This window comes from Pseudomonas sp. PDM21 (assembly GCF_014852505.2).
Classification (GTDB): domain Bacteria; phylum Pseudomonadota; class Gammaproteobacteria; order Pseudomonadales; family Pseudomonadaceae; genus Pseudomonas.
In genome coordinates this window covers 3,265,819-3,282,122 of the sequence record NZ_CM181223.1, presented here as the reverse complement: position 1 = coordinate 3,282,122, position 16,304 = coordinate 3,265,819, and the positions used below count along the sequence as shown (strand labels likewise).

Here is a 16,304-nt window from a genome sequence, read left to right as displayed (position 1 = left end):
TGGAGTGGCCGGCACGCCCGGCCTTTCTTGTATGGGGCCAGCGTAGGGCAGCGCGGCGGCGCGCCATATTCAGACGATCACCACGCTTTGCGGTGGTGGCCGCTAGTCATCTAGGTGGTTTCTTTATCGTCAGCACCGGCGACTATGGGTATGCTCCGGGCATGCCATTCCGACGACCGCGGCAAGAGCCCGGCGTACGCGGCCTACGTGCAGCTCTACAACGATAAGAAAGAAAGTGGCAACGCCTGATGGAAGCTAGAAAACCCGTGGTCTACATCGTCGACGACGACAAGGACCTGCGCACCTCCCTCGCCTGGCTGCTCGAATCAGTCAGCATCGAATCGCTTTGCTTTGGCGGCGCCGAGGAGTTCCTGCGCGAATACGACCCAAGGCTCCCCGCCTGCCTGGTGCTCGACGTGCGCATGCCCGAGACCAGCGGCTTTCAGCTGCAGGAGATGCTCAACGACAAGGGCATCAACCTGCCGACCATCTTCGTCACCGCCCATGGCGACATCCCGATGTCGGTGAAGGCGATGAAGAACGGCGCGCTGGATTTCGTCGAGAAGCCCTACAACCCGCAACAGATGCTGGACCGCATCCAGGCGGCGCTGAAAAGCGCAGTACAGGTGCACGCGGGCCAGGAGCAGAAGCAGAACCTGCAGCACAAGCTCGACCTGCTCACCGGGCGGGAACGGGAAATCCTGATGATGGTGGTGGACGGCAAGGCCAGCAAGGTCATCGCCCGCGAGCTGAACATCAGCGTCAAGACGGTCGATGTGCACCGCACCAAGATCAAGGAAAAGATGGGCGTCAGCAGCATCGCCATGCTGGTGCGCGAGGTGCTCAACGTACCGGTGGAAGAATCGCGCCCCTGAGCGGGGCGCGTTCCTTTTCGGTCAATCAATCAGTCGATCAGTCGACTCGCTCGCCGCACAGGTCGAGGGCGAACAGTCGCTCCACTTCCGCAGCAGCCAGGCCGCAGCCCAGCAGGCTGAACAGCTTGCCCAGTGCCGCTTCACGGGTCATGCCGCCACCAGACACCAGTCCGGCATCGCGCAGGCGGCTGCCGGCGGCATACACGTCGAAGGCTACATGGCCCTGCGGGCACTGGCTGATCGCCGCCAGCACCACGCCTCGAGCGTGGGCTTCGCGCAGCGCGGCCAGCAGGTCTTCATTGTCCGAAGGGCCAGTGCCGCTACCGAAACACTCCAGCAGCAGCGCCTGAACGCCGCTACTCAGCAGCGCCCGCAGGTGCTCGGCGCGCAGTCCAGGGAACAGCGGCAGCACCGCGAGGTTCACCGCTTGCCGCGGCTGGCGGTAGCTCAGCTCGGCGGGCAGCGACTCAACGCGCTCCCCATTTCGCTCGCGCGGCAGTACGGCGAACGCATCGAAGGCATCACTGCGCAGCTTGGTGATGCGGGCGCCATGCATCAGCTCGCCGTTGAAATACAGCCATACACCCGGCTCGACGCCGGTGTCCAGCGCCTTCAGTGCGCCCAGCAGGTTGCCCGGCGCGTCGCTGCCCGGCGCGCCCATGGGCTGCATGGAACCGGTCAGCACGACGGGCACATCGAGACCCAGCAGCAGGAACGACAGCGCAGCGGCGCTGTAAGCCAGGGTGTCGGTGCCGTGCAGCACCAGTACGCCGTCATGGCCGCTCTGCTCCACCGCATTGACGATGGCGTCGCGCATGGCCAGCCAGTTGGCCTGGGTCATGTTGGCGCTGTCGAGCAGCGGTTGCAGCTCCGCGAAGGACCAATCGAGGCGAATCTCGCCATGGCCTTGCAGCTGTTCGCGCATGCGAGCTTCGAAGCCGCCAGCCGGCGCCAGGCCTTCGGCGGTCTGCAGCATGCCGATGGTGCCGCCGGTATAGAGGACGAAGAGGTTCTTCACGCGACGCATGCCAGTGCTCTTGTAGGAAAGTTCACAGGATAAACCGCGAGGCCGGGAGAAGTCCCGGCCTCGCGTGTCAGACCTTGGTCCGAGAAGGATCAGCCCTGAGCCGGCAGGCTGCCGTGGGCCGGAGCGGTCGAGTTGATCTTGTGGGCATCGCGCCAGGCATCGTGGTCGATGTCCAGGTCGGCGAACTTGCTGGCGTCGAACACCGGGCGCTCGATGCCGGCGGCGCGCTGCTCGTCGTAGTCGCGCATCACGCGCAGGCCGGTCTTGATCAGCATCGCCAGGGCCACCAGGTTGACGAAGGCCAGGCAGGTCATGGTGATGTCGGCGAAGGCGAACACGGTGCCCAGGTTCTGCATCGAGCCCCAGAGGATCAGGCCCAGCACAAGCACGCGGAAGGCGATCAGCGCGGAACGGCTGCGGCCGACGATGAACTGCAGGGCGTTCTCGCCGAGGTAGTAGTTGTAGGTGATGCAGGTGAACACGAACAGCGACAGCGCGACGCTGACGAAGATGCGGCCCCAGTCACCGACCACCGCGGCCAGCGAGTTCTGGGTCAGGGTGATGCCGTCGCCTTCGAAGCCCGGCGTATAGAAGCCCGAGAGCAGGATCAGCAGCGCGGTGCAGGTGCAGATGACGAAGGTGTCGAGGAACACGCTGAACGCCTGGACCACGCCCTGGGACGCCGGGTGACGCACGGCGGCGACGGCGGCCACGTTCGGCGCACTGCCCAGGCCCGCTTCGTTGGCGAACACGCCACGCTTGACGCCCATCACGATGGCCGCACCCAGCAGGCCGGCGAACGCCGGTTCCAGGCCGAAGGCACTCTTGACGATGGTGGTCAGCATGCCCGGCACCAGTTCGATCTGGGTGACGATCACGTAGAGGGTCACGGCGATGTAGGCCAGGGTTTTCACCGGCACCAGCAGGTCGGAGACCGCAGCGATGCGCTGGATGCCGCCGAAGAACACCACGGCCAGCAGCACGGCCAGGGCGATGCCCGAGTACAGCACCGGGATGTCGAAGGCGTTCTGCAGCGAGTGGGTCACGGTGAAGGCCTGCAGGCCGTTGAAGGCGAAGCCGTAGGTAACCAGCAGCAGGACCGCGAAGGTCATGGCCATCCAGCGCAGCTTCAGGCCGTGCTGGATATAGTAGGCCGGGCCGCCGCGGTACAGGCCATCGCCGTCGCTGCGCTTGTAGACCTGGGCCAGGGTGCACTCGAAGAAGCTGCTGGACATGCCCACCAGCGCGGTGACCCACATCCAGAACACGGCGCCGGGGCCGCCCAGGGTCACGGCGATGCCGACACCGGCGATGTTACCGGCGCCCACGCGGCCGGCGAGGCTCAGCATCAGGGCCTGGAACGAGCTCAGCTGGCCGGACTGGCCGCGGATCGATTCCTTGAACACGCCGAACATGTGGCCGAAGTGGCGGAACTGGACGAAACGGGAACGGATGGTGAAGTACGCACCGAGTCCTACGATGAGGACGATGAGGACTTTCCCGGAGAGGAAATCGTTGATCGCGTCGAGCATGTGCTGGGGCCTCGATTGTTATTGTGGGAGCACGGACCTGGGGCTGGCCCGCTCACTGGGGGCGCATGGTTGCGCCCGAAGCCTCCCGAAACAATTTCGCGGCTTGCTACGAATTGATGCTACCTGACGCTATAATTGCGCCAGTCGCACCACCTGGACCTGGCACAAATGTCCGAAAACCTCGGCCCCAACCTCAAATTGCTTTGCGCTCACTACCGCTCTATCTCGGAGGTTTGCCGCAAGCTCGCGATCAATCGCGCGCAGTTCAACAAGTACCTCGGCGGGCAGAGCCAGCCCACTCCTTTCAACCTCAAGAGGATTGGAGATTTCTTCGGCGTCGAGGATTACGAACTGCAATTGCCGCCGGAGCAGTTCGCCCGCCTGATCGGTGCGCGCGGCACTTCGCCGGCCAACGTGCAGCGCGACGACCCGCTGCTGGAGATGCTTCGCCCGCTGCGCGACCACGCGGGCAACCTGTCGCGCTATTGCGGCTATTACTTCGAGTATTCCAACTGCATGTCGGTGCCCGGCTCGATCCTGCTGTCGCTGGTGCACCTCTACGAGCAGGACGGCAACTTCCTCTTCGAGCGTCAGGAGCGCCAGGAGCGTTCCAGCAGCACCGACGTGCAGGCCGAGGACTGGGTGCGCTGCCGCTACCTGGGTGCAGCCTTCCAGCTGCAGGACCGGCTGTTCCTGATGGACTACGAGTCGCTCACCGTCAACGAGATGAGCCAGACCATCCTCATCCCCAGCTTCAAGAGCCGCATCACTCGCCTGAATGGCCTGAAGACCGGCGTTTCCAGCGGCGACCGCCGCACTCCGGCGTGCACCCGCGTGGTCTGGGAATACCTGGGCCCGGAGATCAATCGCATCAGCGCCTATCGCCAGGTGAAGCTGTACCAGCCGGACGATCCGCGCATCGACGATGACGTGCGCCAGCGCCTGCAGGTCGGGCCGATCCGCCACGGCCTGTTCGAAATCGAGTAACGACGACTTTCGCAGGAGCGTCCCCTGGCTACCTTTTGCGGCTCTGCAACCACGCCGCCGCCAGCCCGCTGCCGCAGATCACCGCGATACCCAGCAGCGCGGACGGCTCCGGCGTATGGCCGAAGATCACGAAGCCCAGCAGCCCGGCGAAGACGATCTGGCAATAGCTGAAGGGTGCCAGCAGCGCCGGCGCGGCATGCTTGAAGGCCTGGGTCAGGAACAGGTGCGCAGTCATCCCGCAGGTGCCCAGGGCCAGCATCATCAGGCCATGCACCAGCCCTGGCCATTGCCAGAAGAACGGCACCAGCGCGCTGACGATCAGGGTGTTGCACAGTCCGGCGAAGAAGTTGCTGGTGGTCGGGCTGTCCACCTGGCTGAGCTTGCGCGTCAGCAACTGGTAGAAGCTGAAGCACAGCGCCGAGCCGAACGGCAGTAGCACCGCCGGGGTGAACAGGTCGCCACCGGGGTGGACGATGATCAGCACGCCGAAGAAGCCGACTATCACCGCCGACCATTGCCCGAAAGTCACCCGCTCGCCCAGCAGCGGCACCGACAATGCCGTCACCAGCAGCGGCGCGAGGAAGTTCACCGAGGTCGCCTCGGCCAGCGGGATGTACTGCAAGCCAGTGGTGAACAGGAAGCTGGTGCCCAGCAGGCACAGTGCGCGGGCTGTCTGCAGGAGCGGATGGCGGGTGCGCAGCACGGCAAGGCCGGCACGCGGCAGGAAGATGCCCGCCATCAGCAGCGTGTGCACCACGTAGCGCGCCCACACCACCATGACGATGGGATAAATGCTCGCCAGGTACTTGGACAGCGCGTCGTGGCTGGAGAACAGGAAGGTCGCCAGGACGATGAGCAGGATGCCCCTGAAGGGCTGGTGGACGCCGGACAACGGCGATTGGCTGGTACTCATCGACTCACGGGTTCATTAGGCAGATGCGGCTGGCGCGGGAAGCTCGAAAGCCTAGCAGGACGCACCGCAGAAAGAATCCGCCATGCCGCGCCGGGAGCACCTCGCGGGTCCGCTGGAAGGCCGGGCGATACGAGTCCCGCACGGCGTTGTTGCAGGCATCCTACCCGCAATGCCGGCGGACAAATGTTCCATTTGGTTAATTCATGTTCGAACAGCGAACAGTTACGCCTCGGGCGAATTGCGGCGAGCCTCCGCGGACTACCACTATGGCCCCAGCCGCCGCCCCGATGCGGCGCCAACAACTATAAGAAAGGTCCGTTCACATGCTCACGCTTTCCCTGGCACGCCTGCGCGCGTGTATCGCCTCCATTCCTTGCCTGCACCCTCACCCTCGCATTTCCGTCGCGCCTGGCTGATCGGTTGATCCGCGCTCACTGATCGCCTTGAACCTCCATCCGCCGCTCCCGACAGAGCCGCGCGGAGGGCTCCGTTCGCCCCGAACAACGACAAGAATGCCGAGGGAACACCCATGCTCCGCTACCTGCCCCACCTCACCATCAGCGTCTGCCTGCTACCCGCCCTGCCCGTCCTGGCCCATGCCGAGGATGGCGGTTTTCTCGAAGACGCCAAGGCCAGCCTGCTGCTGCGCAACTTCTACATGAACCGCAACTACGTCGGCGAGGCTCGGCAGGACAAGGCAGAGGAATGGACCCAGAGCTTCATCCTCGATACCCGCTCCGGCTACACCCAGGGCACCGTCGGGCTCGGCCTGGACGTACTCGGGCTGTATAGCCTGAAGCTCGACGGCGGCAAGGGCACGGCCGGCACCCAGCTTTTGCCGACCCACGACGACGGCCGCCCCGCCGACGACTTCGGGCGCCTGGCGGTAGCCGGCAAGGCCAAGGTATCGAAGACCGAAATCAAGGCCGGTGAATGGATGGTGGTACTGCCGATCCTGCGCTCGGACGACGGCCGCTCGCTGCCGCAGACCTTCCAGGGCGCGCAGGTCACCTCGAAGGAAATCGACGGCCTGACGCTCTACGGCGGTCAGTTCCGTCAGAACAGCCCGCGCAACGACGCCAGCATGGAAGACCTGTCTCTGTTCAACCGCCCGGCCTTCACCTCGGACCGCTTCAACTTCGCCGGGGGCGAATACCGTTTCAACGGCGACCGCACGCTGATCGGCCTGTGGAATGCCCAGCTGAAGGACATCTACCAGCAGCAGTACCTGCAACTGCAGCACAGCCAGCCGCTGGGCGATTGGGTGCTCGGTGCGAATATCGGCTACTTCTGGGGCAAGGAGGACGGCAGCGCCCGTGCCGGGGACCTGGACAACCGCACCTTCTCCGGACTGTTCTCGGCCAGATACGGTGCGAGCACTTTCTATCTCGGCCTGCAGAAGGTCATGGGCGAGGACGAGTGGTTCCGCGTCAACGGCACCAGCGGCGGCACCCTGGCCAACGACAGTTTCAACGCCAGCTACGAGAGCGCGAAGGAGCGTTCCTGGCAACTGCGCCATGACTACGACTTCGCCGCTTTCGGCGTTCCCGGCCTGACCCTGATGAACCGCTACATCCAGGGGCGCAACGTGCACAACGCCAGCACCGACGACGGCAGTGAATGGGGCCGCGAGAGCGAACTGGCGTACACCGTGCAGAGCGGCACCTTCAGGACGCTGAACATCAAGTGGCGCAACTCCACCATGCGCCGCGACTGGGGCAACACCAACAGCTTCGACGAGAACCGGCTGATCATCAGCTATCCGCTGTCGCTGCTGTAGTCACCGCCGATTGCCATCCGCCGCTTCGCCAACCCGCTCGTGGCGGATAACGCTGGCGCGTTATCCGCCCTGCGAAACCGGCGGTCCGCTCCTACAGGCAATCCCGTTTCAACAAAAAGCCCCGGCATGCCGGGGCTTGTCCGTTCAGTTGGCGGCTTATCAGCCGGCCGGCTTGTCCGCGTCTTCCGCTTCGATCTCTTCCAGTGCCAGTTCCAGCCCCCAGCTGGAGGCTTCCACTGGCTGGGCGGCCACGGGCGGCGCAACCGGTGCCGGTGCGGCCGGCTTGGCTGCGGCGGGAGTGGCGGCACTACCGACGCTGCCCGGATTGTCCTTGTAGAGCTTGAGCTTCAGGCGCAGGTTGTTCGCCGAGTCGGCGTTCTTCACCGCTTCTTCCTCGGTAATCGCCCCTTCCACCGCGAGGTCGAACAACGCCTGGTCGAAGGTCTGCATGCCCAGCGCACGGGACTTGTCCATGATCTCCTTGATTGAGCTGAAGTCGCCGCGCTTGATGATGTCGCTGATGGTCGCCGTGCCCAGCAGCACCTCCACCGCCGCGCGACGCTTGCCGTCCTGAGTGCGCACCAGGCGCTGGGAGACGAAGGCCTTGAGGTTGTTGCCCAGGTCGTTGAGCAGCTGCGGCCGGCGCTCTTCGGGGAAGAAGTTGATGATGCGGTCCAGCGCCTGGTTGGCGTTGTTCGCGTGCAGGGTGGAGATTGCCAGGTGGCCGGTGTCGGCGAAGGCCAGGGCGTGCTCCATGGTCTCGCGGTCGCGGATCTCGCCGATCAGGATCACGTCCGGCGCCTGGCGCAGGGTGTTCTTCAGCGCGGCATGGAAGCTGCGGGTGTCCACGCCCACCTCACGCTGGTTGATGATCGACTTGCGGTGCCGGTGCACGTACTCGATGGGGTCTTCGATGGTGATGATGTGGCCGCCGCTGTTACGGTTGCGGTGGTCGATCAACGCCGCCAGGGAGGTGGACTTGCCCGAGCCGGTGCCGCCGACGAAGAGCACCAGGCCACGCTTCTCCATCACCACCTTGAGCAGCACTTCGGGCAGGTTCAGGTCGGCGAACAGCGGAATATCCAGCTTGATGTTCCGCGCCACGATGGAGACTTCGTTGCGCTGCTTGAACAGGTTGATACGGAAGCGACCGACGCCGGCGACGGAAATCGCCAGGTTCATCTCCAGCTCACGGTCGAACTCCGCGCGCTGCTCCTCGTCCATCAGCCCGTAGCCGATGCGGGCGACGTCGCCGGCCTTCATCGGTTCGTTGGTCAGGGGCTTGAGCACCCCATTGAACTTGGCGCAGGGCGGAGCGCCGGTGGAGAGGTAAAGATCCGAACCATCCTGGGTGGCCAGGATCTTGAGCATCGCTTGGATATCCATTGAACTGCATCCGTACGCAAGGTGGCGGCGGACGCCGTCTGTAAGCAGCGTCCTATAAATAAGAATTGGCTTATTGACTCTATGGAGCGCTCCTGCGCCAGACAATGCAACCCATCGCGAAATGCGACCTGTGTCACTGCTGCCGTACAATGCTGCTCAGACGCTTTCACTCAAGGACCCAATCAATGCCCGTCGCCATGGCCCGCCACATCCTGGTCAAGACCTCCGCCGAAGCCGAGCAGATCAAGCAACGCCTGGCCAAAGGCGAGGACTTTGCCGCCCTGGCGCGCAAGCATTCCACCTGCGCTTCCTGCAAGCGCGGTGGCGACCTGGGCGAGGTTCGCCCCGGCCAGATGGTCCGCAGCATCGACCAGGTGATCTTCAGGAAGCCGGTCGGCGTGGTTCACGGGCCAGTCAAAAGCCAGTTCGGCTACCATCTGGTCGAAGTCTATTTCCGTGACTGAGCAAGGCCGTGACTGATCGAAGCCGCGCCTGACCGAAGGAACGCACGCCCATGACGCCGCAACAGATCGCCCGCTTCTGCCTGGACCTGCCCGGCGCCCGCGAAGACATCAAGTGGGGCAGCAACCGGGTATTCTCGGTGGCCGGCAACAAGATGTTCGCCATCCTCGACTTCCTCGACAGCGGAAACGGCGGGCTCGCCTTCAAGGTCGGCCCGGAGCTGTTCCTGGGCTACGTCGACCGTCCCGGCATCCGCCCGGCGCCCTATCTGGCGCGCGCCTTCTGGATTTCCATGCAACGCCCTTACCCCATGGGCGACGCCGAATTGCGCGAAGCGCTGACCCGCTCGCACCAACTGGTGGTCGCCCGCCTGCCCAAGCGCCAACGCCTGGGCCTCATGCTGGAGACTTCCTGATGCGCACGCTCGACTGGGAAGGCATCTGGCACGCGCCGACGGCCAGCTGGGAATCGCTGCAACTGGGCGAGCTGCGCGCCGAGAGCCAGCTGCGTGCCATCGATGAAGCGGGCGGGCCGTCCTATCAGCTCGATTACCAGTTGGATTGGGACCACCAATGGCGCTTGCGGGAGGCGCGTTTCAGCGTGGAAAACGCGCGCGGCACGCATCAGTTGCACCTGCTGAACGATGGCGAAGGCCACTGGCAGAACGCTGCGGGCGAGTCACTGAAAGACCTGGAGGGCTGCCTGGACATCGACATCTGGCCGTCGCCCTTCACCAACACCTTTCCCATTCGCCGACTGCAGCTGGACGACGGCGAGCGCCGCGAGCTGGCTGTCGTCTACCTCGAAGCGCCCAGGCTCAAGCCGGTGCGGATGCGCCAGGGCTACACGCGAATCGATGCCCATCACTATCTGTACGAGAACCTCGAAGGCACCGATTTCAAGGCGCTGCTGAGCGTGGATGACGACGGGCTGGTGATCGATTACCCGACGCTGTTCCGCCGAGTCTGACCCCATTGTTTTCTGTAGATGCGCGCGATCGCGAGCGTGGCCCGCTCCTACAATCAGTCGGCAACTGAAGGTGCCTGCGTAGGGCGCATAACCTGGAACAGGTTATGCGCCGCCCCAAACAACGGCGGATAACGCTGACGCACTATTCGCCCTACGGACAGTGGATATTTCAGGTAGTTCGTTAGCTAGCTTTCCTACACGCCACACGCGGTCCATCATGTAGGACCACTCGCCGTACCGAACCGCAGCAGATGTCCGCCGATTCCCGCTCGTCCTCGTCCACCACCCTGCAAGTGGTGTCCGTCGTCCTTTTCACCTTCATCGCCTACCTGACCATCGGCATCCCGCTGGCCGTGCTGCCCGGCTACGTGCACAGCGACCTGGGCTTCGGCTCGGTGATGGCCGGCCTGGTCATCAGCATCCAGTACCTGGCCACCCTCCTCACCCGCCCGTACGCCGGCAAAGTCATCGACACCCTCGGCCCCAAGCGCGCCGTGCTCCACGGCATGGTCGGCTGCGCCGGCAGCGGTGCGCTGATGCTCGGCTCCTGGGCGATGCAGGGCCTGCCATTACTCAGTCTCGGCCTGCTGATGGTCGCGCGCCTGGTGCTGGGCACCTCGGAAAGTCTGGTCGGCAGCGCCTCGATCGCCTGGGGCATCGACCGCGTGGGCGCGGCGAACACGGCAAAAGTCATTTCCTGGAACGGCATCGCCAGCTATGGCGCCCTGGCCATCGGCGCGCCGCTGGGCGTGCTGATGGTCGGCCAGCTCGGGCTGGCCAGCCTGGGCGGCTGCGTGGTCCTGCTGGCCGCGCTCGGCTTCGCCCTGGCCTGGCCCAAGCGTGCCGCCGCTCTGGTGCATGGCGAGCGGATGCCTTTCCACCACGTGCTCGGCCGGGTATTGCCCCACGGCCTGGGCCTGGCACTGGGCGGCATCGGCTTCGGCACCATCGCCACCTTCATCACGCTCTATTACGCCAGCCTCGGCTGGAAAGACGCGGTCTACTGCCTGACCGCCTTCGGCGGCTGCTTCATCGGCGCACGCCTGCTGTTCGCCAATGCCATCAATCGTCACGGTGGCTTCCGTGTCGCTATCGCCTGCCTGTCGGTGGAAAGCCTCGGCCTGCTCCTGCTGTGGAGCGCCCCGACGCCCTGGATGGCACTCGCCGGCGCAGCGCTGACGGGCTTCGGTTTCTCCCTGGTGTTCCCCGCGCTGGGCGTGGAAGCCGTGGGCCTGGTGCCCGCTTCAAGCCGGGGTGCCGCACTGGGCGCCTATTCGCTGTTCATCGATGTGTCCCTGGGTATTACCGGGCCACTGATGGGGGCCGTCGCCAACGGCTTCGGCTTCGGTTCGATCTTCCTCTGCGCCGCACTCGCAGCATTCAGCGGACTGATCCTCAGCCTCTGGCTGTTCCAGCGCTCGTTTGCTCGCTGAGCCAGTCACGCGGCAATCTGCGGCGACTTCGCCCATCCCCCGCGAGCCGCCGCGATCCAGCAGGCAAAACCGCTGATCAGGTAATCATGACGGGAGCGTGACAGAGGCTGGACGAAAAAGTTCGAACCTCTGCTATCATCCCGCGGCGCCGGGGCGACCACGCCCCGAATACAACCAAAAGAATAGGCCAGCACAGAACTCCACCTACCCCGATCACGCACTTCGGGGCGGAGAGCTTTTTTCTTTCTGCTCGCTGGCGCTGCACCATTAAGGAAATCAAGATGCTGAACCACCGGATCAGTCTGCTCGCACTGGGGATCCTCGCGTCGACCGCTGCAATGGCCGATGACCAGTCCGCCGCCAAGGGCTTCACCGAAGACAGCCACCTGGACCTGTTCTTCCGCAACGCCTACATGAACCGTGACTACAAGCACGGTCGTGACGACAAGGCCGAGTGGGGCCAGGCCGCCACCGCCACCTTCACCTCTGGCTTCACCCAGGGCACCGTAGGCTTCGGCGTTGACGCGTTCGGCATGTACGCCCTGCGTCTGGACGGTGGCCAGGGCAAGAGCGGCGCTGCCGGCATCGACTTCTTCAAGCAGGGCGACAGCGGCGAAGCTGCCAACGACCTGGCCCGCGCCGGTGGCGCAGTGAAGGCTCGCTTCTCCAACACCGTGATCAAGTACGGTGACCAGATGCCGGCCCTGCCGATCCTGAGCTACGACAACTCCCGCCTGCTGCCGGAAAGCTTCACCGGCACCCTGATCACCTCCAAGGAGATCGAAGGCCTGGAGCTGAACGTCGGCCGCTTCACCTCGGAAACCCGCAAGAGCGCCGAAGGGCGTGACAGCGGCGGCCTGAAGCGCATCGACGTATTCGGCGGCAGCTACAAGTTCACCGACAACTTCAGCGGCTCGCTGTACGGCTACGAGAGCGAAGACGTCGCTCGCAAGCAGTACATGAACCTGAACTACGTCATCCCGGTGGCCGACAAGCAGTCCCTGACCCTGGACTTCAACGGCTACCGCACCCGTGTGAACGAAGACTTCGCTTCCGACAACGGCATCGACGGCACCAAGAACACCATCTGGAGCCTGTCGGCCGCCTACAACATCGGCGTCCACACCTTCATGATCGCGCACCAGCGCAACAACGGTGATTCCGGCTACAACTACGGCTGGTACCAGAACCAGGGCGGCCTGGGTGACGGCGGCACCACCATCTGGCTGGCCAACTCCTACTGGTCGGACTTCAACGGTGAAGACGAGCGTTCCTGGCAGGGCAGCTACAGCCTGGACTTCTCCGAGTACGGCGTACCGGGCCTGAGCTACACCGTGGCCTACGTCTACGGCGACAACATCAAGACCGCCGAGACCAGCAATGGCAAAGAGCGCGAAATCTTCAACCAGTTGAAGTACGTCGTACCGAGCGGCCCGGCCAAGGACCTGTCGGTCAAGCTGCGCGGTTCCTGGCTGCGCGTGTCCAACGACGCCCGCTCCTACAACGACGACGGCAACGAAGTACGCGTCTTCGTCGAGTACCCGGTCAACATCTTCTGATGATTTGATCAGGCTCTAAGGAAAACGCCCCTTGGCAGCGATGCCACGGGGCGTTTTTCATTCCGGCGCCTTTCTGGCCCAGGCGATCTACTCCAGAGAACGGCGCCTGTGCAGCCAGGGCAACGGCGGCAGCGCCATGCGCAGGATGTGGAAGCACAGCAGCAGGATCAGCACGCCGGCCACGAACGAGCCCAGGCGCTGGGCTGGTTCGAGCGTGTCATTGAGCACGTTGAGGAACAGCATCGCACTGCCGCCCAGCATGCAGGCCAGCAGGAACACCGAGAGGATGTAGATCTTCAGTGTCAGCAGCCGCCAATGCCAGCGCATGCGGCGGCGGACGGGGACTTCATCGGGGGGAAGTTGCGGCATGATCCATTGCCTCCTGACAGGTTTCTGACGGGCTCACGCAACTGCAGCACGCGACGTCGAGATATTGGCAGGAGGCTAGCCATCATCGTGCAGAATGCCAAGTCGTACAGCGTGCGACCGTCGGATCGCAGGCTGTGCGCCGATGAATGGCTGCTTAGCGCACCACGCTATTGATGTCGTGGCGATTGAGCGAGGTGCGCATTTCTTCGTACCACTCCGGGATCACGTCCTTCAGGCGCTCCTTGGCGTCCTCCAGCTTGAACGGCTGGGTGTAGCGCTTCTTGCGGTAGGAGTAGATGTAGTAGGTGCCGTCGCGGTAGAGGATGCGATCGAAGGTGTAGAAGCCGATGTGCGTGCCGTTGCAGCGTGCGGTCAGCACCATGTCACCCTCTTCGTAGGGCAGCACGCCTTCGGCGCACTCATAGGTGAAGAACTCGCGCACGTCGTCCCAGTCCACGCCATCGCTGCTGGCGTGCAGGAAGGCCTCGGCCTTCTCCTCGGAGTCGTCGGAATGGTCGCTGTACCAGATGAACAGCGGGATACTCTGGTTGGTCTCATCGCCCAGCCAGCTCTCGCCGTCCAGGTACTGCGCACTGCGCGCGAGGCTGGCCTGCACGCGGCGGTGGCTCTGGCGGTATTCCTCCAGCTGCTCGTCGAAAGCCGGCGAATCCTCACCCAGCACCACGCCTTCCATGCCCTTGATCTCGGCCACGCGCGCCAGGTACTCGGCGTAGAGCGCCGCGTCCTGGATCACGGTGCAGGTGTCCCGGGTCAGGCTCAGGCCGACTTCGGTGAAGTTGGCGCTGCCCAGCACGACGACATCCGGCTCGATCAGGATCAGCTTCCAGTGCACGCTGTTCTGCGCACGGAAGTCCACGTGCAGGGTGACGCTGGCGCCTGCATCGCGGACGCAAAAATCGATGAAGTCCGGCGAGCTGAACGAGTTGATGGTGCCCACCAGCAGGTCCAGGCGATTGCCCTTCTCCACCAGGGTTTCGATCAGTGACTCGGTTTCACTGGCGGAGGCCGAGACCACAGTGATCAGCTTGCCGCTGACCTGCTCCAGATAATGCCTGAGCGAATGTTGAGCGTTTAGGATTTTCATACAGCCCCCACCAGAATTCTGAACACCGAATTCTGATGCAGGACCATGAGCGGTTTCAACTGTCTGATATCGCCATAAGCCCGCATCACGGGCGCTGCAGCGGCAAAGCATGCAGCACGGGGCCGGCTGTGGCATAATGAGCGGCTTTGCCAGGCGCCTGTCGGCCTTCTTCGACAGCGCAGGCCTTTCCTGCCCGCCCGCGCCGTCCGCGCCCGGCGCGCACCATGTCCAGCCAAGGGTCAGTCAGTTGATTTCCACCGCCAATATCACCATGCAGTTTGGCGCCAAGCCGCTGTTCGAAAACGTTTCCGTCAAGTTCGGCAACGGCAACCGCTACGGCCTGATCGGCGCCAACGGTTGCGGCAAGTCCACCTTCATGAAGATCCTCGGCGGTGAGCTGGAGCCTTCGGGCGGCCAGGTAATGCTGGAAAACGGCGTGCGCCTGGGCAAGCTGCGCCAGGACCAGTTCGCCTATGAAGACTTCAGCGTGATCGACACCGTGATCATGGGCCACGAGGAACTGTGGAAGGTCAAGGCCGAGCGCGATCGCATCTACTCCCTGCCGGAGATGAGCGAGGAAGACGGCATGGCCGTGGCCGAGCTGGAGGTCCAGTTCGCCGAGTTCGACGGCTACACCGCCGAATCCCGAGCCGGTGAGCTGCTGCTGGGCCTGGGCATCCCGCTGGACCAGCACTTCGGCCCGATGAGCGCCGTCGCTCCGGGCTGGAAGTTGCGCGTGCTGCTTGCCCAGGCGCTGTTCTCCGATCCGGACCTGCTACTGCTCGACGAACCGACCAACCACCTGGACATCAACACCATCCGCTGGCTGGAAAACATCATCACGGCGCGTAACAGCACCATGATCATCATTTCCCACGACCGTCACTTCCTGAACAGCGTCTGCACCCACATGGCGGACCTGGACTACGGCGAGCTGCGCCTGTTCCCGGGCAACTACGACGAGTACATGACCGCGGCCGAACAGGCCCGCGAGCGCCTGTTGTCGGACAACGCCAAGAAGAAAGCCCAGATCGCCGAGCTGCAGACCTTCGTCAGCCGCTTCTCGGCCAACGCCTCCAAAGCCAAGCAGGCCACCAGCCGCGCGCGCCAGATCGACAAGATCCAGCTGGAAGAGGTCAAGCCGTCCAGCCGCGTCAGCCCGTTCATCCGCTTCGAGCAGCACAAGAAGCTGCACCGCCAGGCAGTGACCCTGGAAAAGGTCAGCCAGGGCTTCGACGGCGGCTCGCTGTTCAAGAACCTGAGCATGCAGGTGGAAGCTGGCGAGCGCATCGCGATCATTGGCCCCAACGGCATCGGCAAGACCACCCTGCTGCGCACTCTGGTCGGCGAGATGGCGCCCACCGCCGGTGAAGTGAAGTGGACCGACAGCGCGGACGTGGGCTACTTCGCCCAGGACCACGCCGAGGACTTCGAGGACGACTACAACCTGTTCGACTGGATGGCCCAGTGGACCCAGGGCGGCGAGCAACTGGTACGCGGCACCCTCGGCCGCATGCTGTTCTCCAACGACGACATCAAGAAGTCGGTGAAGGTGATCTCCGGTGGTGAACAAGGCCGCATGCTGTTCGGCAAGCTGATCCTCAAGCGCCCCAATGTGCTGGTGATGGACGAGCCGACCAACCACCTGGACATGGAGTCCATCGAGTCGCTCAACCTGGCGCTGGAAAACTATCCGGGCACCCTGATCTTCGTCAGCCATGACCGCGAGTTCGTGTCCTCCCTGGCCACCCGCATCATCGAGCTGTCGGAAAACGGCGTGACCGACTTCAGCGGCACCTACGACGACTACCTGCGCAGCCAGGGCGTAATCGTCTGATCAGCGCCACACCGCGATGAAAAAGCCCCGCCAGGTGCGGGGCTTTTTCTTGAGCGCTTCTCGGCAGGCA

The 16,304-nt window shown here is 64.0% G+C and carries 15 protein-coding genes; 9 read left to right on the top strand and 6 right to left on the bottom strand.

Going from position 1 to position 16,304, the window contains the following annotated elements; all coding sequences use genetic code 11:
* The first annotated feature begins 248 nt into the window (after positions 1-248).
* Positions 249-875 (top strand): response regulator transcription factor, encoded by a 627-nt coding sequence (locus tag IB275_RS15215; RefSeq protein ID WP_138215629.1) that lies wholly within the window; start codon positions 249-251, stop codon positions 873-875.
* Positions 876-912: 37 nt separating this feature from the next.
* Here the strand turns inward: IB275_RS15215 and IB275_RS15210 are convergent, their stop codons facing one another.
* Positions 913-1,902, bottom strand: a complete 990-nt coding sequence (locus IB275_RS15210; RefSeq protein WP_192296109.1) for an asparaginase — start codon at positions 1,900-1,902, stop codon at positions 913-915.
* A gap of 89 nt (positions 1,903-1,991) precedes the next feature.
* Positions 1,992-3,434, bottom strand: coding sequence for an alanine/glycine:cation symporter family protein (locus IB275_RS15205; protein ID WP_192296110.1), 1,443 nt, complete (start codon positions 3,432-3,434; stop codon positions 1,992-1,994).
* Positions 3,435-3,602: 168 nt separating this feature from the next.
* On the opposite strand from IB275_RS15205, the gene IB275_RS15200 reads away from it, so the two are divergent.
* A complete protein-coding gene (locus IB275_RS15200) occupies positions 3,603-4,421 on the top strand; it encodes a helix-turn-helix domain-containing protein (RefSeq protein ID WP_192210664.1) in 819 nt (272 codons plus the stop codon).
* Between the two features lie 28 nt (positions 4,422-4,449).
* Here the strand turns inward: IB275_RS15200 and IB275_RS15195 are convergent, their stop codons facing one another.
* Positions 4,450-5,334: a DMT family transporter gene (locus tag IB275_RS15195; protein WP_192296111.1), complete on the bottom strand. Its 885-nt coding sequence runs from the start codon at positions 5,332-5,334 to the stop codon at positions 4,450-4,452.
* 529 nt (positions 5,335-5,863) lie between these two features.
* On the opposite strand from IB275_RS15195, the gene IB275_RS15190 reads away from it, so the two are divergent.
* Complete coding sequence (locus IB275_RS15190) at positions 5,864-7,114, top strand: OprD family porin (RefSeq protein WP_192296112.1); 1,251 nt, start codon at positions 5,864-5,866, stop codon at positions 7,112-7,114.
* A 159-nt stretch (positions 7,115-7,273) separates the two neighbouring features.
* Here IB275_RS15190 and IB275_RS15185 read toward each other — a convergent pair whose 3' ends face one another.
* The gene (locus IB275_RS15185; protein WP_192296113.1) at positions 7,274-8,500 is read right to left on the bottom strand and encodes a PilT/PilU family type 4a pilus ATPase; all 1,227 of its coding nucleotides are present in this window, start codon (positions 8,498-8,500) and stop codon (positions 7,274-7,276) included.
* A gap of 185 nt (positions 8,501-8,685) precedes the next feature.
* Between IB275_RS15185 and IB275_RS15180 the strand changes: the two genes are divergently transcribed.
* The 5 genes from IB275_RS15180 (at position 8,686) to IB275_RS15160 (ending at position 12,923) form a co-directional block, all read left to right on the top strand.
* On the top strand, positions 8,686-8,964 hold the full coding sequence (locus IB275_RS15180) for a peptidylprolyl isomerase (RefSeq protein WP_192296114.1): 279 nt from the start codon (positions 8,686-8,688) through the stop codon (positions 8,962-8,964).
* A gap of 50 nt (positions 8,965-9,014) precedes the next feature.
* Positions 9,015-9,377 carry an MmcQ/YjbR family DNA-binding protein gene (locus tag IB275_RS15175; protein ID WP_192296115.1) on the top strand — a complete coding sequence of 121 codons (363 nt, stop codon included), beginning with the start codon at positions 9,015-9,017 and terminating at the stop codon, positions 9,375-9,377.
* Positions 9,377-9,931: a putative glycolipid-binding domain-containing protein gene (locus tag IB275_RS15170; protein ID WP_192296116.1), complete on the top strand. Its 555-nt coding sequence runs from the start codon at positions 9,377-9,379 to the stop codon at positions 9,929-9,931. Before IB275_RS15175 ends, IB275_RS15170 begins: the two co-directional genes overlap by 1 nt.
* A 251-nt stretch (positions 9,932-10,182) precedes the next feature.
* On the top strand, positions 10,183-11,364 hold the full coding sequence (locus IB275_RS15165; protein WP_192296117.1) for an MFS transporter: 1,182 nt from the start codon (positions 10,183-10,185) through the stop codon (positions 11,362-11,364).
* Positions 11,365-11,645: 281 nt separating this feature from the next.
* A complete protein-coding gene (locus IB275_RS15160; protein WP_138215619.1) occupies positions 11,646-12,923 on the top strand; it encodes an OprD family porin in 1,278 nt (425 codons plus the stop codon).
* Positions 12,924-13,010: 87 nt separating this feature from the next.
* Here IB275_RS15160 and IB275_RS15155 read toward each other — a convergent pair whose 3' ends face one another.
* Both IB275_RS15155 and IB275_RS15150 read right to left on the bottom strand, forming a co-directional pair.
* Positions 13,011-13,292 (bottom strand): hypothetical protein, encoded by a 282-nt coding sequence (locus tag IB275_RS15155; RefSeq protein WP_192296118.1) that lies wholly within the window; start codon positions 13,290-13,292, stop codon positions 13,011-13,013.
* Positions 13,293-13,446: 154 nt separating this feature from the next.
* The gene (locus IB275_RS15150; protein WP_192296119.1) at positions 13,447-14,397 is read right to left on the bottom strand and encodes a phospholipase D family protein; all 951 of its coding nucleotides are present in this window, start codon (positions 14,395-14,397) and stop codon (positions 13,447-13,449) included.
* A gap of 247 nt (positions 14,398-14,644) precedes the next feature.
* On the opposite strand from IB275_RS15150, the gene IB275_RS15145 reads away from it, so the two are divergent.
* A complete protein-coding gene (locus IB275_RS15145) occupies positions 14,645-16,234 on the top strand; it encodes an ABC-F family ATPase (RefSeq protein ID WP_081519837.1) in 1,590 nt (529 codons plus the stop codon).
* Positions 16,235-16,304: the final 70 nt, after the last annotated feature.